Source organism: Nostoc sp. ChiSLP03a (assembly GCF_034531215.2).
Taxonomy (GTDB): Bacteria; Cyanobacteriota; Cyanobacteriia; order Cyanobacteriales; family Nostocaceae; genus Nostoc.
Window position 1 is genome coordinate 1 of record NZ_JAVRBQ020000103.1, and the last position, 23258, is coordinate 23258.

At 42.9% G+C, this 23258-nt stretch carries 21 protein-coding genes; 12 read left to right on the forward strand and 9 right to left on the reverse strand.

Translation table 11 applies throughout. From position 1 onward, the window contains the following. On the reverse strand, positions 1-2238 hold a 2238-nt coding region (locus RMY32_RS16670), incomplete at its 3' end, for a DUF4347 domain-containing protein (protein ID WP_322712416.1). Between the two features lie 400 nt (positions 2239-2638). Here RMY32_RS16670 and RMY32_RS16675 point away from each other — a divergent pair. After that, entirely contained in the window at positions 2639-3787 is a 1149-nt protein-coding gene (locus RMY32_RS16675) for an alanine--glyoxylate aminotransferase family protein (RefSeq protein ID WP_322712418.1), read from the forward strand. A gap of 429 nt (positions 3788-4216) precedes the next feature. Here the strand turns inward: RMY32_RS16675 and RMY32_RS16680 are convergent, their stop codons facing one another. Then, the gene (locus RMY32_RS16680) at positions 4217-5644 is read right to left on the reverse strand and encodes a hypothetical protein (protein ID WP_322712419.1); all 1428 of its coding nucleotides are present in this window, start codon (positions 5642-5644) and stop codon (positions 4217-4219) included. Between the two features lie 392 nt (positions 5645-6036). Here RMY32_RS16680 and RMY32_RS16685 point away from each other — a divergent pair, with 392 nt between their 5' ends. From RMY32_RS16685 to RMY32_RS16695, 3 genes are all read left to right on the forward strand, one after another. After that, the gene (locus tag RMY32_RS16685; RefSeq protein WP_322712421.1) at positions 6037-6186 is read left to right on the forward strand and encodes a hypothetical protein; all 150 of its coding nucleotides are present in this window, start codon (positions 6037-6039) and stop codon (positions 6184-6186) included. A gap of 255 nt (positions 6187-6441) precedes the next feature. Beyond that, entirely contained in the window at positions 6442-6675 is a 234-nt protein-coding gene (locus RMY32_RS16690) for an EF-hand domain-containing protein (protein ID WP_322712532.1), read from the forward strand. Between the two features lie 545 nt (positions 6676-7220). Beyond that, positions 7221-8318 carry a sulfate ABC transporter substrate-binding protein gene (locus RMY32_RS16695; RefSeq protein ID WP_322712533.1) on the forward strand — a complete coding sequence of 366 codons (1098 nt, stop codon included), beginning with the start codon at positions 7221-7223 and terminating at the stop codon, positions 8316-8318. 209 nt (positions 8319-8527) lie between these two features. Here the strand turns inward: RMY32_RS16695 and RMY32_RS16700 are convergent, their stop codons facing one another. Continuing rightward, a complete protein-coding gene (locus RMY32_RS16700; RefSeq protein ID WP_322712422.1) occupies positions 8528-8989 on the reverse strand; it encodes a DUF1003 domain-containing protein in 462 nt (153 codons plus the stop codon). On the opposite strand from RMY32_RS16700, the gene RMY32_RS16705 reads away from it, so the two are divergent. From RMY32_RS16705 to RMY32_RS16715, 3 genes are all read left to right on the forward strand, one after another. Beyond that, complete coding sequence (locus RMY32_RS16705; RefSeq protein WP_322712424.1) at positions 8977-9186, forward strand: hypothetical protein; 210 nt, start codon at positions 8977-8979, stop codon at positions 9184-9186. The two genes, RMY32_RS16700 and RMY32_RS16705, sit on opposite strands and share 13 nt — an antisense overlap. Before the next feature lie 110 nt (positions 9187-9296). Further along, positions 9297-10568: an MFS transporter gene (locus tag RMY32_RS16710; RefSeq protein WP_322712425.1), complete on the forward strand. Its 1272-nt coding sequence runs from the start codon at positions 9297-9299 to the stop codon at positions 10566-10568. Positions 10569-10826: 258 nt separating this feature from the next. After that, positions 10827-11831 carry an aldo/keto reductase gene (locus tag RMY32_RS16715; RefSeq protein WP_322712427.1) on the forward strand — a complete coding sequence of 335 codons (1005 nt, stop codon included), beginning with the start codon at positions 10827-10829 and terminating at the stop codon, positions 11829-11831. Between the two features lie 134 nt (positions 11832-11965). Here RMY32_RS16715 and RMY32_RS16720 read toward each other — a convergent pair whose 3' ends face one another. Next, positions 11966-12076: a hypothetical protein gene (locus RMY32_RS16720; RefSeq protein WP_409883265.1), complete on the reverse strand. Its 111-nt coding sequence runs from the start codon at positions 12074-12076 to the stop codon at positions 11966-11968. A gap of 115 nt (positions 12077-12191) precedes the next feature. Here RMY32_RS16720 and cutA point away from each other — a divergent pair, with 115 nt between their 5' ends. From cutA to mtnB, 4 genes are all read left to right on the forward strand, one after another. After that, the gene (gene cutA, locus RMY32_RS16725; protein WP_322712429.1) at positions 12192-12506 is read left to right on the forward strand and encodes a divalent-cation tolerance protein CutA; all 315 of its coding nucleotides are present in this window, start codon (positions 12192-12194) and stop codon (positions 12504-12506) included. Between the two features lie 175 nt (positions 12507-12681). Further along, on the forward strand, positions 12682-13236 hold the full coding sequence (locus RMY32_RS16730; RefSeq protein WP_322712430.1) for a cupin domain-containing protein: 555 nt from the start codon (positions 12682-12684) through the stop codon (positions 13234-13236). A 150-nt stretch (positions 13237-13386) separates the two neighbouring features. Next, positions 13387-14016 carry an HAD-IB family phosphatase gene (locus RMY32_RS16735; protein ID WP_322712431.1) on the forward strand — a complete coding sequence of 210 codons (630 nt, stop codon included), beginning with the start codon at positions 13387-13389 and terminating at the stop codon, positions 14014-14016. After that, positions 14007-14642 (forward strand): methylthioribulose 1-phosphate dehydratase, encoded by a 636-nt coding sequence (gene mtnB, locus RMY32_RS16740; RefSeq protein ID WP_322712432.1) that lies wholly within the window; start codon positions 14007-14009, stop codon positions 14640-14642. The genes RMY32_RS16735 and mtnB overlap by 10 nt, the downstream gene beginning before the upstream one ends. A 4-nt stretch (positions 14643-14646) precedes the next feature. Here the strand turns inward: mtnB and RMY32_RS16745 are convergent, their stop codons facing one another. The 4 genes from RMY32_RS16745 to RMY32_RS16760 form a co-directional block, all read right to left on the reverse strand. Beyond that, the gene (locus RMY32_RS16745; protein WP_322712434.1) at positions 14647-15852 is read right to left on the reverse strand and encodes a glutathione S-transferase family protein; all 1206 of its coding nucleotides are present in this window, start codon (positions 15850-15852) and stop codon (positions 14647-14649) included. A gap of 495 nt (positions 15853-16347) precedes the next feature. Further along, positions 16348-16752 (reverse strand): DUF4112 domain-containing protein, encoded by a 405-nt coding sequence (locus tag RMY32_RS16750; RefSeq protein ID WP_322712435.1) that lies wholly within the window; start codon positions 16750-16752, stop codon positions 16348-16350. Positions 16753-16920: 168 nt separating this feature from the next. After that, positions 16921-17082, reverse strand: a complete 162-nt coding sequence (locus tag RMY32_RS16755) for a hypothetical protein (protein WP_322712436.1) — start codon at positions 17080-17082, stop codon at positions 16921-16923. Positions 17083-17128: 46 nt separating this feature from the next. Further along, positions 17129-21064 (reverse strand): caspase family protein, encoded by a 3936-nt coding sequence (locus tag RMY32_RS16760; RefSeq protein ID WP_322712437.1) that lies wholly within the window; start codon positions 21062-21064, stop codon positions 17129-17131. A 67-nt stretch (positions 21065-21131) separates the two neighbouring features. Here RMY32_RS16760 and RMY32_RS16765 point away from each other — a divergent pair, with 67 nt between their 5' ends. Beyond that, positions 21132-21509, forward strand: a complete 378-nt coding sequence (locus RMY32_RS16765) for a CU044_2847 family protein (protein ID WP_322668253.1) — start codon at positions 21132-21134, stop codon at positions 21507-21509. Positions 21510-21784: 275 nt separating this feature from the next. Here RMY32_RS16765 and RMY32_RS16770 read toward each other — a convergent pair whose 3' ends face one another. Next, on the reverse strand, positions 21785-22750 hold the full coding sequence (locus tag RMY32_RS16770; RefSeq protein ID WP_322712439.1) for an SGNH/GDSL hydrolase family protein: 966 nt from the start codon (positions 22748-22750) through the stop codon (positions 21785-21787). Positions 22751-23258 lie beyond the last annotated feature (508 nt).

Sequence of the window (23258 nt, forward strand, 5' to 3'; positions counted from 1 at the left end):
AACTTTAATGTTGAGGCTGCCGACATTTGCATTTAAGGGAGTGCCACTGAAGGTTTTGGTCGCAGCATTAAAACTCAGCCAACTGGGGAGTGGGTCACTGTTTTCGAGAGTGGCAGTGTAGGTGAGAGTGTCGCCAGCATCAACATCCTTAAAGGTGTTGTCTGGGATAATGAAGGTGAAAAGTGTGTCTTCTGTTGCTTGTTGGTTAGCAATTTCATTCACCACCTCTGGCGGATCGTTGACGTTATTAACGGTGAGTGTAAATACATCACTGATTTGAGCAAGATAAGTATCTGTGGCAGTAACTTTAATGTTTAAGCTACCCACGTTTGCATTTAAGGGAGTGCCACTGAAGGTTTTGGTTGCAGCATTAAAACTCAACCAACTCGGTAGAGAGTCACCATTTTCGAGAGTGGCAGTGTAAGCGAGAGTGTCTTCAGGATCTTGATCTTGGAAGCTATCTGAGATTGTGAAGTTGAAATTTATGTCTTCTGGAGTCTCTTTGTCTGCGATTTCCTTCACTAGTACTGGATTTTGGTTAACCCTGTAACGTGCCACAGCAAAGTTATTGGCGCTTATTCCCGCGACTATTATCGTACCATCCTGTTGGGTGAGAGCATAGGCATTATCAGTAGTCTTTGTGCCGATATCAGTAGTGATAATGCCAGTAGTGTTGAAATCAGTGTCAAGAGTACCATTGCTGTTGTAACGTACTAAAGCAAAGTTATTGTTACTCGAACCCGCCACAATAATTTTGCCATTAGCTTGCACGCTAACGCTGTAAGCTATGTCAGTACCGCCCAAGTTAGTAATGACCTTGCCAGTACTACCAAAGCTGGTGTCGAGACTTCCATTGCTGTCGTAACGTACTACAGCAAAGTTACTACTACTCACTCCCGCTAACAGAATCTTGCCATCGTCTTGCAGGGCAATGCTGTAGGCGGTGTCTGTGGTATTAGTACCAATATCAGTAATTACCTTGCCAGCAGTACCAAAGCTGGTGTCAAGACTTCCATTGCTGTCATAACGTACTACAGCAAAGTTACTACTACTCACTCCCGCTAACAGAATCTTGCCATCGTCTTGCAGGGCAATGCTGTAGGCGATGTCTGTGGTATTAGTACCAATATCAGTAATTACCTTGCCAGCAGTACCAAAGCTGGTGTCGAGACTACCATTACTGTTGTAACGTACCACAGCAAAATCATTACCGCGCTTTCCTGCCACCAAAATCTTGCCATCGTCTTGCAAGGTAATGCTGTAGCCTATGTCTGTACTGCCCAAGTTAGTAGTAACCTTGCCAGCAGTACCAAAGCTGGTGTCGAGACTACCATTGCTGTTGTAACGTACCACAGCAAAGTTACTACTACTCGCTCCCGCTACCAGAATCTTGCCATCGTCTTGCAGGGCAATGCTGTAGGCTATGTCAGTATTGCCGAAGTCAGTAGTGACTTTGCCAGCAGTACCAAAGCTGGTGTCGAGACTACCATTACTGTTGTAACGTACCACAGCAAAGTTATTATTACTCACTCCCGCTACCACAATCTTGCCATCGTCTTGTATGACAATGCTTCTAGCAATGTCAGTGGTATTAGTACCAATATCAGTAGTGACCTTGCCATCACTATCAAAGCTGGGATCGAGAACTACAGATAGAATTGAAGCGTAGGCTGTTATTACTTCATGCCGAAACGCTAAACGAGGAACAATAGGTGCTGTAGAAACCTCCAGTTCCCAATCACCACCTAATGCAGCACTCCCTGTCAAGTCATCAGAGGCAGCTACTACTGCACCTGTCAATTCGCTCAGACAGCGTATAAACAATACACCTGGCTCGGTTTGAGCGACTTTGCAACCATATAGCAGTAGTTGTGCGTCTTCACCCAAAGCATTTGCCCAACCCATAAGTTGGGCTGCATAACGATTGAGCGTTTCGTTGTTGAGTTGACTGTTGCCCAAATAGATGCACCCAGGTGCGCCGTGGGAAACAATGTGCAGACTATTGACTCCCTGATGAGACTCCAGCACTTGACTAATTTGCTCAATGCCATCTTGGTTGGCATCTAAGACTACAACTGAGGTATCTGGTAATACACCCATCACCAGACTTTGGTAGTCATCAACCTGTGGGTCAATAAAAACTAGGCGAGTAGGATACAAGTTTAAAGTTGGTTTAATATTAATGCTGTTAGATATTTTGTGTATAGTAAAGTTTTTATTGCTACTATGCTTTATCATAATTGTCCAAGAGTAAATCCCTGATATTCAGCTAAAATGAAACTTTTTGCAGATCGTTTATTGTAGTTGCTTTCACTTTCAATTTAGGAATAAAATAAATCCTTTCCCTCGGTAAATCCACTAGTTTAATTAATGAAGATTTAGAAATTTTGGGCATAGAAAGTAGCTGAACTTTTGATAAAAAACTCAGTAAACATCTATATACCGACGTTGCATATTTGCGAGATGATTTAGCAACGTCCAAATTTTCCCTTAGTTTCCCCTGCTTGCCTCAATTCATACCACTGTTCTGCAATGCCCTATTCCCAGATTTCCTGTTCCCTCCCTAGACAAGTAAGTTCAGGAATCAAATCGGATTCCTATATGATCCGGTAAGTATCGTCTAAATGAAAAGAGATTTATGACGCAAACAATTTCAATTAACGACTCCGGGCGCTTGCAACTCACGCCGCTAGAAATCCCATCCCGTCTGCTGTTGGGGCCAGGGCCATCTAATGCCCATCCCACAGTTCTCCAAGCGATGAATACTTCACCCGTTGGGCATCTTGACCCAACTTTTCTCGCACTCATGGATGAAATTCAGTCGTTGCTACGGTACGTATGGCAAACAGAAAACTCACTTACCATTGCAGTCAGCGGTACGGGAACAGCTGCAATGGAAGCAACCATTGCCAATGCTGTAGAACCCGGTGATGTAGTTTTAATCGGTGTAGCTGGTTACTTTGGTAATCGCCTCGTAGATATGGCTGGACGTTATGGCGCTGATGTGCGAACCATTACCAAACCTTGGGGACAAGTCTTTAATTTGGATGAACTCCAAACTGCCTTAAAAACTCATCGTCCAGCTATCTTAGCTCTAGTTCATGCCGAAACTTCCACTGGCGCACGTCAACCCTTGGAAGGGGTCGCTGATTTGTGTCGTGAATTTGGCACTTTGTTATTAGTGGATACGGTGACAAGTTTGGGCGGTGTCCCCTTGTTTTTGGATGCTTGGGGAGTTGACTTAGCCTATAGTTGTAGCCAAAAAGGGTTAGGTTGCCCGCCTGGTGCTTCTCCTTTTACAATGAGTGCGCGTGCAGTTGAGAAATTGCAACAGCGGCGAACGAAAGTTGCAAACTGGTATTTAGATATGTTGTTGCTGGGTAAGTATTGGGGTGCTGAACGCACCTATCACCACACAGCACCGATTAATTTATACTATGCATTGCGGGAAGCACTACGTTTGCTTGCAGAAGAGGGATTAGCAAATTCCTGGCAGCGGCATCAAAAGAACGTAGAATATCTCTGGGAAGGTTTAGAGAATTTAGGACTGAGTATGCACGTTGAGCAAGAGTATAGATTACCAACGCTTACCACTGTCCGTATTCCAGCCGGGGTAGATGGTAAAGCGATCGCACAGCAGTTACTCAATGAACATAATATTGAAATTGGCGGTGGTCTTGGCGAACTCGCAGGTAAAGTTTGGCGCGTGGGATTGATGGGCTTTAATAGTCGAAAGGAAAGTGTTGACCAACTTTTAGCCGCATTGCGGCAGGTTTTGCCTAAGTAGTTTTGATATATGGTGCGTTAAGCTACTCTTAACGCACCTGAGAAAAAGAGCATCAGGCTAACTTCACTGCGAGAAAAAACCAACAACCAGCAGAGGCAAAAGTATTAAAACAGATACAATCAAAACCAGAGTTGCCGGCTCGACTTTAATCTGGTTCTTCTCTGGATCGCGCATTTGGCACTCCTCGAACAATCAATATATTACCTAAGCCTAAATAATGGTTACTTTTTTTTCCAAGCCCAATAAGGTTTAAAAGTGTAAACTTTTTAGCCCATCAGCTTATTTCTTCCAAGGCAATTTAGTCCCCATTTCAGTTAAAGCTGAGAAGATAAGATAGAGAATGAGTAACCCAGCCGCCGCAAAGAAAGCGAGTAAATCGTTATCCATAAATACCCGACGCTAAAACTTCGCTAATCATAGCGGAATTATCTAATCTTTAGCATTTTTCTGAGTCTGCAATCTTTGATCTTCTGGGTGCAAACTGTACCAGCCAAACCAGTGACGAACTGCTAGCCAAACCGCTGAAAGCAAACCCGCCAAACTAAGGGTTAGTCCGCTAAACGGTATTAATAATCCAAAAATAGGTAGTACTGCTCCAGCAATAGTAGCAGCGATCGCAGCCAAAGAAGCACTGCGGCTAGCTCCCAATCCCCATGTTAAAATTAGTAAAATTATGGAAATTAAAGTCCAAGCCAACTGAGCATTGATAACACGAGCTAGATAGGTCAAAGTCAACAGACAAGCAAAGAAAATACTAGCAGCGATCGCAATATTTCTAAAACTCATTGGCAGTGACAAATATAACAATAATATCCACCACAAAAATATTGCCGGGGCTAGCAATAAAAGCCGGGGAATGATGCCAGTATGACGAATGGGTTCGGTGTTGGTAAAGACTCCAAAGGGATTTTTGACTGAAACATTATCGTCAAATATCCAAGTAAACTGAGTACTACGTCCATTAACTTTAATCCCATTCGGTACAACACCACTAGCAAAATCAGCCGGAGCAAAGTTGGCAATTGCTGTGAGGCGAAAATTAGAAAGCAATTGTCCCGTTGCACTATAAACCCAACGCGGCCCGCCTTGAGCCTGATAGGTGACTCGAAAAGTGGTTTCTTCTCCTGGTTGCAGCTGGAAGGGAAAGCCATAGTCTCCCGGATTAGTTTGTTGTAGCCTAGTACCGTTACGCTCTACTTTGTAGCCAGCAAGAAGTGTGTAGCCGTTAGGTGGCGATGCTTCAAAAAAGAAATTATTAATATCCTTGAGTTGGTTAACTACTTTATAATCAGCAGTGTATTCCACGCGATAAATTGAACTGCGACCTGGAACATCTACGCTTTGGTCTAGCTTGACTTGAATTTGCGAACCACCCAGCGTTAAGAAGCGGTTAATCTCTCGCGTATCATTGACTTTGACTATCTTGCCATTGCTTTGCGTGGTATAAGAGTATGGCTCTTGGATAGTGTAGCGAACTTGCGGGGCAGATTGTTCGAGCTTTTCACCTGCGACACTTTCAGCTACTTGAGCCACCTTTGTTTGTTCCCAGTAGTGATAGCGATTGCTCAAAGTCGAACAGAGAAAAAATCCCGGAACTAACAAGACTAATACTAAAGTTAAATGCTGTAATCCCCGCAACAGTTGGGAATAACGAACAGCCCATTCGCCAATGAATATAAATTGTTCCGGCTGGCTGCGACGCAGAGAAAAACTGATGAGTGCGATCGCAATTCCTAAAGCTACAACCAAAAATACTAATAACAATGAAGCTTTGAGCGCCTGGGTTCCAAATTGAACAAGCTCAACTGGATGCGTCAAATCGGGTAATCCGGGAATACCTTGAGCAGAAGATGACATTGGTTGATTTTTGCAGAATTTGAAGAACCAGACCAATAAAATCTCTTAAAAGTTTCTGGACAATAGTTTTATTTGATACCCAGACAATTGAGAGAAGTGCTGCGTTGGTGTAGCCAGCCGTAGGCATCGCTCTGTCCCTGACTTGCTCGACTGTAACTTGGTATAAACACCAAAAACCCGGTTTTAATAACCGGGTTCTTGAGGGAAACAATGGGGATATATTCCCCGAAGGTTAGTTATAGAGGTTCAGTATAATATCGATGCTCTGATATTTACTACCACGCCATTGTTACCCATTCCGGAAAATTAGCTAAGAATTTTTGACTAGTCTTCTTTAGACTTGTCGCTTCATCAGGTAGAGTAACGATTAGCAACTGGAATCAGACAGAAAAATGCTAGACATCAATCGGGTTTTGAAAGAAGACCGCCTGCTGAGAGCATTGACTGGACTAAACCGTAAGGCATTCGATCGATTATTGCAAGGCTTTGAAATTGTACTCAACCAACAAGCGATGCTTGCAGTGGTCACTGACTTGTACTGAGCGCAGCCGAAGTAGCTTTGTCGTACCCCCTCCTCTTAAGCAAGCTAGCAAGAGCGTCTCTAAGAGTTGTGCGGGCTACGCCTAATCGATTTATTTTCGTCGTCAGACTGTAAACCCTGTAACCCATAGTGTACACCCGATCTCAGCCCCAGCGATCGCGTTTCTACGTCTAAAGATACAAGTTTTTTTAATTTTGAGATATTAATCAAAGATTAATGAGATATTAAGTTGAAAAACTAGTTCAGATAGAAACTTATCATGACCGAGCAAGAGCTTCAATCCCTTTTTAATTCCTTAGATACCGATGGAGATGGCAAAGTATCCATTAATGACCTTTTTTTAAGTCCTGGCTTAAGTGCAATCATTTCATCAGAAACAAATACCACTAGTCCCCAGGAATTGCTAGTAAATTATGATTCAGACAAAGACGGCAGTATTACCTTTGAAGAGTTAAAGGAAGCAGTTGAGAAAGCAAATAATTTAAACTAGCAACCCAATCCCTAACACTACACCCAATACCCAATAACCAAAAATCCCTCTCTAGCCCAGGCTTTGAGGGATTTGCAATTTTCATGGTCATTGGTGACTCACTAGCCCAAAAGAGATAACTTTGGAGGTGAAAGGCTGGCTTTTTGCAATTGTGGGAGGGGGGAGAAGCGATGCCTGCGGCGGGCTACGCCTACGCATCTACAGAATTTTGAAAACTCAAAAATTTTCCATCCACTCGCGCCAATACTTTGGCAATAGTAGCGAATTGCATTAGCTCCAGGACTGCTGCCCCGTGCAGGAATTCCCTCTAGTTGCTTGTTTGAGCTTAACTTAACACCATTTGAGCCTCAACGATTTGGCAGGTGAAGTGCTTTCGGTGTTCTACATATACAACTTGTTTAAATTTAGGTTAATCAAAGGTTATGTAATAAATCGCAACTATCTTATAATAACTCTAAACTACAGTAAATCTCTCGGCTTACCGAATTTAACAGAGGAGGGAAATTTTGAGAAACAAGCGGCAGCATACTTGGAAGTTAAACTATATCAGGAAACAAGTTCACACTCGTACTGTTAAAGCTTGGCAAGCTATAAGAAACTGGGGGTTTATATCCCTATTTTTGGCGGGAGTAAGCTTAAGTATAGTAATGAGTGCTTGCTCTGGAGCTAATGTTGATAACACTGGTAATAGAATCGCCACTTCAGAGCGCGATCTAAACCTAACGTTTGTTTCTTACTCAGTGACCAAGGCTGCATACGAGCAAATTATTCCACAATTTGTAGAAAAATGGAAAAAAGAGCATAACCAAAATCTGAAGTTTACTGAAAGTTATGATGGGTCTGGTTCTCAAACCCTAAATGTGATTGATGGTTTAGAGGCTGATGTGATACACCTGTCACTAGCCCTTGATGTTGACAAACTGGTTCAGACAGGTTTTATTCAACCGGGTTGGGAAAAAGAAGCACCAAATAATGCAATTGTCACCCAATCCGTAGGTGCGATCGCTACTCGTGAGGGAAATCCCAAAAATATTAAAACATGGACAGATTTGACAAGACCAGGAGTCAGCGTACTGACAGCTAACCCAAAAACATCTGGTGGTGCGCGATGGAACTTCTTAAGTTTATGGGGTTACATAACAAAAACTGGTCAGAATGAAAAGCAAGCATTAGATTTTACTTCTAAAGTTTATAAAAATGTACTTGTGCTGCCCAAGACTGCTCGTAATGCCAGCGAATTGTTCTTTAAACAAGGTCAAGGGGATGCTTTACTCAACTATGAAAATGAAATGATTTTATCAAAACAAAAAGGCGAAAAGTTCTCATATGTTGTCCCTGATGTGAATATATCTATTGATAATCCAATTGCTGTGGTAGATAAGAACGTTGAGCAACACGGGACTCGGAAAGTTGCAGAAGCATTTGTTCAATATCTCTATACCCCAGAGGTACAACGGGAATTTTCCAAAATAGGATTTCGTCCTGTAAATAATACAATTGCAAAAGAATTGGGTAGCAATTTTCCTAAAGTTAAAACTCTGTTGAAAGCAGAAGATTTAGGAGGATGGAACAAGATTCAACAGAAATTTTTTAATGAAGGTGCTATTTTTGACCAAATTCAAGCTCAGAAATCTTTAAAATAAATAGCTTGAAATTCTCATAATTTTTACAACATACATGATTATCAATGTAAACCATAAGCCATATTATAGAAAAGCTTATGGTCTACAATCTTAGATAAATATCCAAGCATAAATTACTATTTCAAGAGCTTGAGTTTAACTAAATCCACTATCATGAAGAAAAAATTCATACTCTTATCTGCTAAAAAAAAAGCATTTCTGGCTACTTTTTAGTGACAAATCAGTTTTTCAACAACTTTGTTATTGTCTCCAACTGCTTGAGCAACTGTAAAATATTTATTGCTAGAAGGTTGTTTAGGAAATTTGCTATTAGTTTGAATATGCAAGCCTGGTAATAGAGCCACTTTAGCTTCTTTATTCTCTGTCGGACTATATACTATAGTTTCTTTCATCTCATTAATAATTTGTTGCTGCTCTTTGATAATTTTAGTTAGTTCGTTAAGCCTTTGAGAGTGTAATTCATCCAATTTCTGATGTAGTAGTTCAATATTTTGACTGGCTTTTAGATTCACTTGGTGGTCGATTTCGGCACTTCTGCGGTCAGTGTCAGACTGGCGATTCTGACTCATCAATACAATTGGCGCTGTGTAGGCTGAAGCAAATGAAAACACTAAGTTGAGCATGATGAACGGTGAATTATCCCAGTGGGTAACTCCTGGTGTCAAGTTCATTCCCACCCATCCCGGCAAAATGGTACTTTGGCAAATCAGGAATTTCCAAGAGCCTACATGGTTTGCTAATTTATCAGCAAGCTGTTGTCCGGGCGTTAATTGCTCTATCGATGCGTCTAGAGCTTTCTGTCAACCTCTCCCATTGGGAGAAGGTTCTGTTCCTTGCGGCTAATCCTCCAAACCCTTATGGATTTTAGTTTCTAGCCAACGATTCCTACGGCGGTAAACTACGTATTATCCTATAATTATTAGCGAAGCTAAATATTAGGTACTCTAAGATTTAGGATAATATTGTATAATTCCGCTAATGAAAATTTGGAATAGACAACTAGGCGATCGCGTAAGTAATATCATTTACCAATATTTACCAGCCTTTCGCTGGCGTAATTTTCGCCTGTTTTTTGGGGGACAGTTACTATCAATGTCTGGGACATTTATGACCCAGCAGTTAACTATTCCTTGGCTGGTATACGATTTGACTAAATCGGCTTGGTTGTTGGGAGTTGCAGGCTTTGTACAATTTTTACCAACATTATTAGTGATTCCCTTTTCCGGCGTATTGTCCGATCGCTGGAGCCGTCGTGACTTGTTAATGGTGGTGCAGATATTGGGAATTAGCGTTTCCCTGGCTTTAACAATTCTTACCTTTAAGAATTGGATTACATTTCCCATCTTATTGGTACTGAGCGTTCTCAATGGTTTGCTCAAGGGATTAGATATGCCCGTGCGTCATACAATCGTCACCGAAACCGTAGGCGATCGCGCCGATTGGAGTAATGCGATCGCTTTAAATTCAGTGATGTTAAGTTCCTCGCTGGTATTGGGGCCTGCTATGGGCGGGATTTTGATTGCGACGCTAGGGGTGAAATATTGTTTTCTCTACGATACTCTCAGCTATATTCCTGCTATCTTTACCCTGCTAGCAATGCGGCTGAAAGTCCGACCTATGCAAACCTTGACGAGCCTGAGCGATACTTTGCAAAAATTGCGGGAGGGCTTTGAATATGTCTCCAAGTTCCAGCCGATTAGAGCAATTTTATTAATACTGGCATTACAAGGTTTAGTCGGGATGTCTCATGTCGCGCTCATGCCCGTCTTCGCGGCTAAGATTTTAAATGGGGATGCAACTACAATGGCTCACCTCAGCACCTCAGCACCCATTGGCTCGTTGTTTGCTTGTTTGTATCTGAGTGTTAGGCGAGGGATTGCGGGCTTAGAGCGTTTGATTGTAGCCGCTCAAGTCTTGATTGGGATAAGTATAATTTCCTTTTCACTATCGCGTCAAGTTGGATTATCCATAATCATACTGGTGTTTACAGGCTGCTTTTCTATCCTCCTGATTACCAGTAGTAATATGATTATTCAAACCCTAGTTGCCGAAGATAAGCGGGGACGGGTAATGAGTTTTTATGCCCTAGCAATGGTGGGTATGATGCCCTTTGGGAATCTGTTAGCTGGAACTTTGGCACAGAATTTTGGTGCGACTAATGCCTTGATCGTCTGTGGCAGTCTAAATATCTTAGGTGCGCTATGGTTCTGTGCACAATTGCCAGCAGTGAGCCGTTGGATTGATTCTTAATTTTATAGTCATTAACTCCGGTAACTCGATTGGCATATAGTATTTAAATCCTAGCTGTTGTAAAGTAATGCTCATAGCTTTGCAATATTTTAGACAGATCGAGTGTGCGAGAAAAGTGCAAAGCCTTTGGTAACAACATTTTACTGATTGATTAAAAATTAGCTTGAGGACGCACCGATGAAGTTAATTGCACCTTTCAACTGGCTTTAGAAATGTCACAACGTTATTAAGTATCCCAACAAAAGTAGAGCAGACAGTATGATCGAATATGTAAATCTTGGCAAAACTGGACTCAAAGTATCGCGTGTCACCCTCGGCACGATGACTTATGGCTCCCGTAAATTGCGCCAATGGGTATTAGAAGAAGAAGAAAGTCGCCCATTTATAAAACTGGCTTTGGAATTGGGGATTAACTTCTTTGATACCGCCGATGTCTATTCCTTGGGGAAGAGTGAAGAAATTGTCGGGCGAGCGCTCAAAGACTTTGCAAACAGAGATCAGGTTGTGATTGCTACCAAAGTACATGGTAAAGTCGGCGATGGCCCAAACGATCGAGGACTATCTCGCAAACATATTTTTGATAGCATTGATGCTTCTTTGCGGCGACTACAGACTGATTATGTAGACTTATACCAAATTCACCGTTGGGACTATGAGACACCAATCGAAGAAACCCTAGAAGCACTTCACGATCTTGTGAAAGCAGGTAAAGTCCGTTACCTGGGGATTTCTAGTGTTTACGCATGGCAGTTTGCCAAAGCTCTTTATACAGCAGACATTCACGGCTGGACTCGCTTTGTATCAATTCAAAATCACTACAATTTAGTCTATCGAGAAGAAGAACGAGAAGTGATACCTCTAGCCCAAGATCAAGGGATTGGTATTATTCCTTGGAGTCCCTTGGCGCGGGGCTTTTTGTCAGGGAATCGCAGTAAGTCAGACTATGGGCAAACACTACGTGCAAAAACTGACGAATTCGCTCACAAACTCTACTATCAAGATTCAGATTTTCAAATAGTTGAGCGCGTAGTTGAATTAGCTACAAAACGAGGGGTTAAACCCACACAAATTGCCCTAGCTTGGCTATTGCATCAGCCAGGTGTAACATCTCCCATAATAGGCGCTAGCAAGATCGAACATCTCAAAGAAGCTGTCGAGGCGGTGGATTTAGAACTCTCCGATCGAGAGCGCAAATTCCTAGAAGAACCTTACACACCCCATCCCATTTTAGGGCATGAGTACCCTTCTGGAAATCGCCCATAGAGCGACTAAGTACTTGATAAGAGGCAAGGGGGCAGGGGGAGGGAGGCAGGGGAAACTAAGAACATGATGCCAATTAAAGCTAGTAAAACGGCGATCGTTACAGGGGGTAATAGTGGTCTGGGATGCTATTACGTTCAAGCGATCGCATTTATTTCTGTTAATGGATCTATGGCATGAGATGAGGTTGTCCCCACAGTAGCAGTAATATAAAAAGGAATTAACCCAGATTTAATATCTGTAACAATTTGCTGTTGTGGTAATTATGGACACATTCTATAATCAGCATCAATCTCAATTAAATGGAAATTTTCTCGCTTAATTCCCGCTCCAATAACGGCTTTCTCAATTTCGGAAACTTTTATGAAAATCTACTATGTAACTTTAAATAATACAGATGAAGCGCGTCAAATTGGTCGGGCATTACTAGAACGTAAGTTAGCAGTTTGTGTCAATTGGTTCCCGATTACTTGTGCTTATAGTTGGCAAGGAGAAATTACTGAAGAACCAGAAGTTGTTTTAATTATCAAAACTCAAGATGGTTATGCTTTAGAAATCGAAAAACTTATTCATGAGCATATTACTTACACTAATTTTATCGCCGAAATTTCGCCGACAGCAGTTAATCAGGGTTTTGTCAATTGGTTGAATGCAGAAGTTTCACCGCGCTCACAATAGAAATTACTTAATACCATTTCTTTTCCTGCTCCCATTGGCTTACCTCAGTTTTGCTCGGCACGAGTCGCTCACGGCAAGCCTTCTCCTCTACTTACACAGCGATCGGATATTTTTTTAGTTGGAAGTCCCTTATGCCTCAAAAGGCTTATTCTAACTATTTTACTGGAGGTCAAAAATGGCAGTTCTCAAACTAGAAAATGGAACTCTCTACACCGATTTAATTCACATTGCTCAAGAATTAGCACCCTTGAATATTCAAATTAATCGTCAGACGGTAGGAGAGAACCCTCAACTCCAACATTTGTTGGCACAGGATAGTCTCAACGAAGATGAAAAAGAACAAGTACTCAAAGCAATAGATAGTTACTTTGAGCAACTACAACAGACAGCCGGCTATAAATCTCGTGATTTGGTTGTCCTTCATCAAGGGATTCCTAACCTTGATGAGTCAATGGCAAAGTTTGACCAAGTTCATACCCATGCAGATGATGAAGTCCGTTACATCATTGATGGAGAAGCGATTTTTGGCTTTGTACGTTCTGATGGTAGTCAAGTAGAACTGACAGTACAACCAGAAGAATATATCAACATTCCAGCCGGAACCGAACATTGGTTTTATCTCACCCCAACAAAGCGGGTGAAAGCAGTACGCTATTTCATCACCACAGAAGGTTGGATACCCCAATATACAGGCAGAGAAATTCGCACTCGCCAACCCCTGCTGAGTTGAGAAGGCAGATAAGCAGAAAGTAATTACCATAAATAAATTTAGGGGCTTTAAACCCGTTCTACAGAGGACAAAAATATCTTTTCTGTCTTCTACCTTTCTTCGCTAAATTCCAAATTATCAAACATTACGAATTACGAATTACGAATTAGTATGAAGCGGATTGTTTTTTGTGACTTTGATGGCACTATTACAGTTGATGAAACCTTTGTCGCGGTTCTGAAAAAGTTTGCACCAGTACTTTCTGCAAAACTACTGCCTGAAATGTACGCAAAAAGGCTGACACTGCGAGAGGGAGTCAAGGAAATTCTGCAATCAATTCCATCTGCAAGTTATCCAGAAATTCTGGAATTTACTAAACCTCAATTGATACGTCCTGGGTTTATAGAATTGTTAGATTTTTTGGAGTTTCAGGGAGTTTCATTAATAGTAATTTCTGGGGGACTACGGGGAATGTTAGAGGTTGTTTTGGATAGGATAGTGCATAGAATAGAAAAAATTTATGCTGTAGATGTCGATATTAGCAGTGCTTATTTAAAAGTAAATTCTGAATACGAAGGAGATACGGAACTGATCGCTAAGGTGCAAGTTATGGATCGGTACCCAGCCGATGAAAAAATCGCGATTGGTGACTCCATTACCGACTTAAATATGGGATTGCAAGCTTCTGTTGTCTTTGCACGCTCTCCCTTAGCAGAATATTTAGATGAACACCAAAAACCCTATATTCCTTGGAATGATTTTTTCCAAATCCGGGATTATTTAGCAAAATCATGGAGTTAAACCCAACATTACCAGATCCTCGTTTGCAACTAATTGCCACTGCTCGGTATTTTTACCAACAAGGTTGGATGATAGGAACTGCCGGCAACCTCTCGGCTCGATTAGCTGATGGTAGTTTTTGGATTACAGCTAGTGGTAAATCTAAGGGTGAGTTATTACTCAACGATTTCGTTCTGATTGCTCCAGATGGCAAAATAGAAGCATCAGCCACCCAGATGATACCTTCAGCTGAAACAGCTATTCATCAATTAGTTTACCGCCTGTTTCCAGAATCACTTGCTTGTTATCATATACATTCTATTGAAAGCAATTTGGTTTCTCGTTTGGTTGAAGGTGATAGTTTACTTTTACCACCCCTAGAAATGCTCAAAGGTTTGGGAGTTTGGCAAGAAAATTCCTGTTATATAATGCCAATTTTTGCTAATCATTTCCAAGTTGCCCAGATTGCTGGTGATATTGAACAACGCTTTGCCGTCACTCCACCGCAAATATCCGCATTACTAATTCGGGATCATGGTTTGACAGTTTGGGCTTGTTCTCTTGAAGCTGCTCGTAATTATATTGAGTTATTAGACTACATCTTTCGCTACATGGTTGCTGCCACTCGGTTAGACATAAATATCTAAAATCCTACTTGATGACAAAGTTAGACGGGTCTTGATCTCGTCGATGCTTAGTGGGAATGGGGGCTGGCTGCCCATCACCCGCAAGGGCTGCGGTTTTTTCTAGGGATTCTCTCAATCGCTTGGCTGCGTAGATAGACATGTCTCGTGGTACATTAATGCGATCGCGCAAATATCGCAGAGCAACATCAGATCCCGATGGAGGTACGCAGTCTTCCCCTGTCATCATGTGTGTTAAAGCACAACGTAGCGCGCGATCGAACAATTTATCATCTAAGGGGTTGACTCGGATAATATTAATCCGGTGGTCGATTGTTCGTTTAAGAGCTTCCATACGGGAGTTTTCGGGTTCTGGATAAGTAACATCTGGTAGCCCAAACCAGGGGCCGTTATCCACCCGCGCTTTATTGAGAAACGTCTGGGTTTCGCCGTTTTCCCAACAGCCCCCCATCTGGGGCGGCAAATCATGTGCGTGGGTGTGAAAGTCGCTCTGGGTACCGCAGTAGGTCGGTCGGCTTTCCATTGCGGCAAACCACGCGCTCAAACGAGGGTTTTCCTCGCGCAGTGAGTAGCCTTTGTAATAGTAAAGGCTGGCATTCATCCGTTCGAGATATGGCGTAAAAATGACATCGACGATGCCGAAGCTATCTAGAAAATAAGGGCTTGGAGTGCTACCCAGAGCCGACTCTACCCTAGCCACCACTCCGATAAATTGTTCTCGGTTGCGTTGTTCTTGTTGAGAGGAACCAGTTCTAGAACACAGCCAAACGCACCAGGCTCTAAATAAAAGTCGTTCTAATTGACGTAGAGGCAGCACCGTGCGGTCTTCCATCCCTTGGTTCAATGGAGCAAATACCTTTTCCAAAGCGATCAAAATGTCATCGCTTTCCTTAATAATCCGTCCATCTAGCTCGATCGCGGGGAGCATTCCTGATGGTACCTTACGTTTGTACCAACTTTCTTTCTCCCCATAGCAGAACATTGTCACTTTTTCGATGCGGTAGGGAATCTGTTTTTCCTCTAGCCATAACCAAACTTTTTGACAGTAAGGACACCAGGCGTGGTTATCGCGGTACAGCGTTACCCGCACATCAGATTCCGGCTGACCAAACAAGCGCAACCTGGCTCTAGCATTGGTGAGACCATTAACGGTATCTATTTGATAGTCCGTGAGGGTTTCTAGTTCTTCCCAGCTTAAGGGTGCGGTAGTCATAGGGGGAGTTGCGTAGGGCAAAACTTAGGACAATTCTATACTCTACAATATTTTCAATAGACCTCTTGCAAAAGTCCCTAACACCCCACCCCCAACCCCTCCCCGCTAGCGGGGAGGGGAGCGTTTGCGTTAGCAAATGCGGGGTGGGGTTCTTTATTTTTTATTTATGCAAGAGGTCTAATTACACTAAGGCTGAATTTAACTGATAGGTTCGCCCATCAATTCTTTCCACTTCAAGAAAAAGTTGAAGTGACGATACCACGTTCAAAAGTTTTGGCAATTTGGCATAACTTATCTCTGAATTGCCCTTTAAATAAGATATCAACAGAACAGACGCAAATCGCCAGTTGTTGACCTAACGCTGTAGAAGAACTCAGCAGACAAGCCACAGCGCTCGGTCATCGCTTCTCTACAACTGGCTAATAATGTACTAGAAAATACATAGTAAATGTGCAATGGCAATGCCTGCGATCGCAAACTACGCTCTTTTCCTAGTTAAATTTGGCTGAATTTTTGAGAGTAAAATTCATCAGACACTTTTTTTAGTTCTGGTTCAACTACTGTCAAATGTTGCTCTAAAATTGCCAAATTCCGAATGTTGGATTTATAGAAAGCATCAAATAAATCACCCACTAAAGGCACAGTACCAACGACTGTTTCCAAACCTACATTAAAAATCATTTTGACTAAGTCTTCACGCGGGATGCCAAACTGAGTCGCTAAAAATATGATGTAAGCTGAAAACGCTGTACTGATTAAATCACCAGCACCTGGAACTAGACCAATGATTGGGTCTATGCCAATGCGAAAACCTGTTAAAGGGATACGTATTGATGTATCCATCAGACGGCTAAGTTTGCGGATGCGATTTAGAGTTGCAAGGCGTTTGGCAGCGTCCATAATTGACCATATTTACACTACTTTTAAATTGCACTATTTTTAGTTCTTTGTCTTGTACCGTTAGAAATAACAAGTATGAATAAAAATCCTGAATACTGCCTAAAAAAGCATTATAACTAATTAGCCGGACATGATATAAGACGTTTTCTCCATGAGTTTGCATACTTTCTAACATCTCTGCCGCCCAGTCATCTTTACCCCCCGTACCAATGCATAGATATATTGCAAATCCAGGAAGGTGATCGCGTGTTCGTGTATTTGTGGTTGCAGGTAAGCAGCAAGTTCCTGCCAGCGCAAACCGACACTTACTGCTTTGATAGCCGTTTGCAATTGAATCGAGTACAGACCTTCTTAGAGACACGGTAATGCCGTGTTTTTACCCACTTTTACTCCAAACATATTTACGGCAGACTTCGCAGGCGGCTTTTGCTTCCTCGGTTTGCGGATTGGTGAAGATGGGATGGTAACGCAACCTGTCGCAACAGACTTGCAACCATGCACGCCAGCCACCCGGCCACAACCGCACAGTGCCGTCTTCACCGCCACTGACAATCGTCTGCCCATCGCCGCTGATGGCGACAGACCAGACAATACCCTTATGACCACGGAATGGTTCAGCTAAGAGAAGACCTTGGCGGTTCCACAACCGCACAGTGCCGTCTTTACTGCCACTGACAATTGTCTGCCCATCGGCGCTGATGGCGACAGAATTGACAACACCATTATGACCATACAATGGTTCATCTAAGGGAAGACATAGGCGGTTCCACAACCGCACAGTGCCGTCATTACCGCCACTGACAATCGTCTGCCCGTCGGCGCTGATGGCAACAGAGTTGACAACACCATTATGACCACACAATAGTTTACCTAAGGGAAGACCTTGCAGGTTCCACAATCGCACCGTGCCGTCACGATCTCCACTGACAATTGTTTTCCCATCGGCGCTGATGGCGACAGAGTTGACAACACCATTATGACCATACAATGGTTCATCTAAGGGAAGACCTTGCAGGTTCCACAACCGCACTGTGCCGCCACGATCACTACTGACAACCGTCTGCCCATCGGCGCTGATGGTGATAGAAGAGATATAATTCTCCCTACCACGCAATGGTTTAGCTAAGGGAAGACCTTGCAGGTTCCACAACCTTACTGTGCCGACACGATCACCACTGACAATCGTCTGCCCATCGGCGCTGATGGCAATAGAAGAAACATCACCCTCATGCCCACGCAATGGTTCAGCTAAGGGAAGACCTAGGCAGTTCCACAACCGCACTGTGCCGTCACGACCGCCACTGACAATTGTCTGCACATCGGCGCTGATGGCAATAGAATAAACATTACCCTTATGCCCATACAATGGTTCAGCTAAGGGAAGACCTAGGCGGTTCCACAACCGCACTGTGCCGTCATCACCGCCACTGACAATCGTCCGTCCATCGGCGCTGATGGCAACAGAATTGACATAATCCTGATGACCACGCAATGGTTCAGCTAAGGGAAGACCTTGGAAGTTCCATAACCGCACTGTGCCGTCACGACCGCCACTGACAATCGTTTGCCCATCGGCGCTGATGGCGACACATAAGACAATACCCTGATGCACACGCAATGGTTCAGCTAAGGGAAGACCTAGGCGGTTCCACAACCGCACCGTGCCGTCACGACCGCCACTGACAATCGTCTGCCCATCGGCGCTGATGGTAACAGACCTGACAACACCCTGATGACCACGCAATGGTTCAGCTAGGGGAAGACCTTGGAAGTTCCATAACCGCACTGTGCCGTCATCACCGCCACTGACAATCGTCTGCCCATCGCCGTTGATGGCGACAGACCAGACATCACCCTGATGACCACGCAATCTTTTAGCTAAGGGAAAACCTTGGAAGTTCCATAACAGCACCGTGCCGTCAGCACCACCACTGACAATCGTCTGCCCATCGGCGCTGATGGCGACACATAATACAATACCCTCATGATCACGGAAGGGAGTGGAGACTATTACTTTATTCATCACCTGAATCAAACTGTTCTGAACTGGTGCAAGAATATGCTGAGGTAATTTCTCCTGATTTTCACCAATTGTTTGAATTGCCAGCACTAGACTATCTAGGGGTTGGAAAGGCAATAAATTTTCTACCCTCGTGGCTTTCTCTCGCAATCGTGATTCAGTGAGTGCCTTTTCTAATGTGGCAATCTGGTGCTGTTCATAAGCATCACTGCGTTGATAAAAATTTTTGGCTTGAGGTGATGATAAAAACTCTAGCTTTTCCCAATTTTGCCGCACCTCTGCCAGCAATCCCCCCTGCATTAAGTATTTTTCATTCTCTCCTTTTCTCAACCACTCGCGTAATGCATCTGCTAACCTATCACTCAACCGCCGCAAATCTCGGTCTTGTTGTCGCCATTGGGAAAACCTCTCCCAACTCTCAATTAAAGCTTCATGGGCTAAATCAATCCACGCTTTTCCTTGTTCATCTTTCCCAGCTACCAGCAAACGTCCTTTCACTAATACTTCATCTAGCAATTCACTTAATGCTTGCTGCTGTTCTTGGTCATTACCAGCAATGGTTAACAGTTCAGTTTTTGGTTGGCGCTGTCGAGTATCCTTTTCTCCCTCTCCCGTTCGCAATAATCGCAAGAAAATTTGCTCAATCCAGTTCTTCTCCTGTTCATTTCGTTCTTGAGTCGGGGAATCCTGCTGATAATCTTCGTAAAGATAAACATTTTCTGCATGAAAATTCAGCGCCCCTGTCAATCCTTGGAAGTTTTCATACTGTTCTAGGGTGAGTTGATGCTTTTGTTGGTCGCGTTTTTCCCAGAGTCTAGTTAAAGCAAACTCCATCAACGGCAAGTATCCCGGTTCTTTACCAACATCTTCTAAAATTTTCAGTACTAGTCTTTCTTCAACACTATGACCTTGAAGTTTAGCAGGTTCGGTTATTGTCTCTTTTAAATCAACTCCTGCGATCCGCGGCATCAAAACAAGCTGATTTTCAATTAATTTATTTAAAGACGGATAATCTGAACATGATTCCAGAAAATCCGATCGCATGGTAATCACAACTGACAACCGCGAATCGGTCATCTCTCCTACCTGAGTCAGCAATTCTATAAATCTCTGCTTTTGTTCAGCAACAGAGACAGTAAATAGTTCCTCAAACTGGTCTACTACCAATAAAAATTTTTCTGCACCTGTGAGATGCTCCAGAATTACAGGTAAAGGATTCGGTTCATTAGTAATCAACTCCCACAGCAATTTTTCTTTTCTCGCCCCTGGAAAAAATGCTTTCAAAACTGCTCTCAATTCCTGCAACAGCTGAAATCCTGGCTTGATTGGCGGTAAAATTTGCCAGACTCTATCATCTAATTCTGGAATTAAACCCGCCTGAACTACAGAAGATTTACCACTCCCGGAAGCGCCAATAATCGGGACAAAGGGCTTTTGTGCCAATTTCCCCAGAATCTTCCTCACAACCTGCTTGCGCCCAAAGAAAAACTGTTTTTGTTCCGCTTCAAAGGCTTTTAAACCTTGGTAAGGACATTCTTCTTTTACCTCAAAGGTTTGAGCTTGTGTTTGAATGTTGTGGTTAATTAGAGTAATGGAACGCCCCCAACCCATGCGGATTGGTTCTTGTCCACTGCTTTTGAGTTCTGTGGCAAGTATATCGAAAAGGCGATCGCCTGTCACCTGTCCGCGATCGTTAGTGTTCTCTACTGACAATCCAGCGAGCAAAGCTGTTGTAAAAATACTGTGTTGTGCGCTTTTTTTGGCATAAGCTTGTTGAAAACCTCTACAAGCAGCAATAAAGTAGTAATCGCGCTGTGAAATAAAGGCAGTCAGAGTTTTTTCGATGAGATTGCGTTCTAAAAATTCACCGCCATGACAGCAATCTAACAGCACTACTAAACTACTCAAGTCGGAGTCTCTAATTAGATTGTTGAGACTTAAAAGACTAATCCCGCCTGTTTGTTCAATAATTTGCTTGCCTTGAGTGACAATTGTCAAGTCAGAGGTTGCTAGATATGCTTGTTGTGTTCCTAAGCTGTCAGAGACGGTGATGCCATGCCCTGTAAAGTAAATTAGCGCTTCGTTTTTAATTGCTTGTTGTTGCAAAAGTGTTTTGAAAGCTTCAGCCAACTTATTTGTACTAACTTTCCCTTTGAGAACAGCGATATCCTCAAAATCACCGTGCGCCTTTAGTACCTGCGCGACTGCTTCTGCATCTGTAGCTGGTTTTGTGAGGTTGGAAAGCTGATTTGTATAATCTGTAATGCCAACTACAAGCGCGTAACGAGCCATCTATACATATTTGAGTTGTCTGTTACAGAATAAGATAACTTAAATACACCTAAAATCTGAGGGCTTGATGTCGAACATAGAACGTTTAGTCTTTGAAGAAGACGGGGAAATCTATACAATTTTGTTCGAGTCAAAGGAAACGCCAAATATACCAGAAGTTGTCACACCGGAGGTTGATGAGGAGAAAGAATCCTACGGCTTTCGAGAAGAGGCATTTGTCAAGATTGAGGAAGTTCACCATCAAATTCGAGCTTATACCAAATATGCCATTGGCGCTTTTAAAAATTTAGGTGCTGCTGAAGTCGAAGAGGTGACTTTGAAGTTTGGCTTGAAGATAGGCGGAAAAACTGGTATTCCCTTTGTAACTGAAGGTTCGGCGGAGAGTAATTTTGAAATTGAGGTGAAGTGTAAGTTTCCTGAAAATAAGCAAAATTCCAGCACTTAAGGTTTTGCTTTGCCAAGGATAAGCCTTGGAATGAGTGACCGACTTGTGGGACTAGAGTATTTAAAGGCTGCCAAGACTCAATTGCTTGTTGTTTGAACTGCCCAATTTGATTAATCCGCATAAACAGATGCCAACCCAGAGATTGAATTTGTTTGTACAGCCAGTCTGCGTAAAGTCCTCGGTCTGTTGTCACAATCACAAACCAATCTCCAATCTTGTGGTACTGTGTTCGCGTAGTTGATTTTATTGTGCCAACTTACTTAAAACATCAATATTTAGTGACGAAGTGAGGAATCTCCCAATATTTCTAAAAGCGATCGCTCCATAACTTCACTGACAAATTTATTTCCTTGCAAGTTGAGGTGAATGTGGTCGTGAAACAAACCTTGGGGGTTGGTAGTTGAATTAAAATTCGGTAAAAAGTCTATATAGTTAATTTGCTGTGCTTTGGTAAAATCGCTCAAGCGCTGACGTGCTTTAATTTCGTAATCGCGGGGGCCTGGTTCACCAATTTCTCGTAGTAAAGGAGTCATCACCAGCAGAAATTTACTGTGGGATTGGCGAGTCAAGGCTTGAATTTTAGCGATCGCCTCCAGATTAATTCCCACGCGATCGCCTGATTCATTTTGCACGGCTTGCAGTTCTGGAATTGGCTTTTGCTTGACGATATAACGCTGCCACACTTCCACTAATGCCAGAGGAGGTTTGCGAGCGGGATAATTGCGATCGCGTCCTACTGGTAATGAAGTAGGAGGAGTAGCAAACAAATCATCGGTATTAATTAATAACACCACTGCTTGCGCGTTAAAATTGCCAAACTTCTCCAAATAAGCTAACTCATTCCTTGGCCCCCAAGAATTTGCTGAAGCATTTAACACTTCTGCTTCACGATAATTACTATTAGTAGATGATGCTAAAGAACGCATCATCAAACTAGATATTGTATTAGTTTGATCTGTCCACCAGCCACCATTAGCAATAGAATCACCTAAGAGAAGAATTCGCAGCCCAGAAGGTGCAGGTAGCTTTTTGATCGGACTACCTCGCATAGAATATTCATTAATTTCAATCCGATTACCAAAACGACGAGTCCGTTGGTTAGGAGCCAACAAATAACCAATTTGCTCATCGCCAATATAAATCAAAGGATTACCAAAACCAAACAGCGATCGCAGTCCAATCTCAATTACCAGAAACAATCCCACAACCACCGCCAAAATTACGCTCAGTGCTATTTTCACCTACTCACACCCTCTTATACTGAGTTGCTTTTCAATGATACTGGGGGATTGGGCATTGGGCATTGGGCATTGGGCATTGGGCATTGGGCATTGGGCATTGGGCATTGGGCATTGGGCATTGGTTATTCTCCTAGTACCCAGTCCCCAGTACCCAGTCCCCAGTCCCCAGTCCCCAGTCCCCAAGCCCCCAGTCCCCAGTCCCCCCACTTCTAAATTTTTAAAGTGAATTTAACGTCATCCGCAAATAGAACGACTACAATCAAGACGGACAAATATTTCATGCTCCAACAACAGAGGATTAGAAGCTGTGTCCGACTTAAATCGCGGAATTATGAAATTTAAGGGTGCAGATTCCCCAAAAGTAGTCACTATCTCTACCGTGTTGCTTCTGGGATCGATCGCTGCTCTCGTAATCTGGGCGCTGCAAGCTGCCTATGCGCTAAACTAAAACCATTATTAGTCTAGAAGGACACTTGTCTTAAACGGTTTCCGTCTTAGCCAAGTGTCC

Excerpts from the sequence above, each read along its gene's own strand:
- RMY32_RS16765 (WP_322668253.1), top strand. The coding sequence starts at position 21,132 with ATGTCGAACATAGAACGTTTAGTCTTTGAAGAAGACGGGGAAATCTAT.
- RMY32_RS16685 (WP_322712421.1), top strand. The coding sequence starts at position 6,037 with ATGCTAGACATCAATCGGGTTTTGAAAGAAGACCGCCTGCTGAGAGCA.
- cutA (WP_322712429.1), top strand. The coding sequence starts at position 12,192 with ATGAAAATCTACTATGTAACTTTAAATAATACAGATGAAGCGCGTCAA.
- RMY32_RS16700 (WP_322712422.1), bottom strand. The coding sequence starts at position 8,989 with ATGAACTTGACACCAGGAGTTACCCACTGGGATAATTCACCGTTCATC.
- RMY32_RS16750 (WP_322712435.1), bottom strand. The coding sequence starts at position 16,752 with ATGGACGCTGCCAAACGCCTTGCAACTCTAAATCGCATCCGCAAACTT.
- RMY32_RS16675 (WP_322712418.1), top strand. The coding sequence starts at position 2,639 with ATGACGCAAACAATTTCAATTAACGACTCCGGGCGCTTGCAACTCACG.
- RMY32_RS16760 (WP_322712437.1), bottom strand. The coding sequence starts at position 21,064 with ATGGCTCGTTACGCGCTTGTAGTTGGCATTACAGATTATACAAATCAG.
- RMY32_RS16680 (WP_322712419.1), bottom strand. The coding sequence starts at position 5,644 with ATGTCATCTTCTGCTCAAGGTATTCCCGGATTACCCGATTTGACGCAT.
- RMY32_RS16735 (WP_322712431.1), top strand. The coding sequence starts at position 13,387 with ATGAAGCGGATTGTTTTTTGTGACTTTGATGGCACTATTACAGTTGAT.
- RMY32_RS16730 (WP_322712430.1), top strand. The coding sequence starts at position 12,682 with ATGGCAGTTCTCAAACTAGAAAATGGAACTCTCTACACCGATTTAATT.
- mtnB (WP_322712432.1), top strand. The coding sequence starts at position 14,007 with ATGGAGTTAAACCCAACATTACCAGATCCTCGTTTGCAACTAATTGCC.
- RMY32_RS16745 (WP_322712434.1), bottom strand. The coding sequence starts at position 15,852 with ATGACTACCGCACCCTTAAGCTGGGAAGAACTAGAAACCCTCACGGAC.
- RMY32_RS16715 (WP_322712427.1), top strand. The coding sequence starts at position 10,827 with ATGATCGAATATGTAAATCTTGGCAAAACTGGACTCAAAGTATCGCGT.
- RMY32_RS16710 (WP_322712425.1), top strand. The coding sequence starts at position 9,297 with ATGAAAATTTGGAATAGACAACTAGGCGATCGCGTAAGTAATATCATT.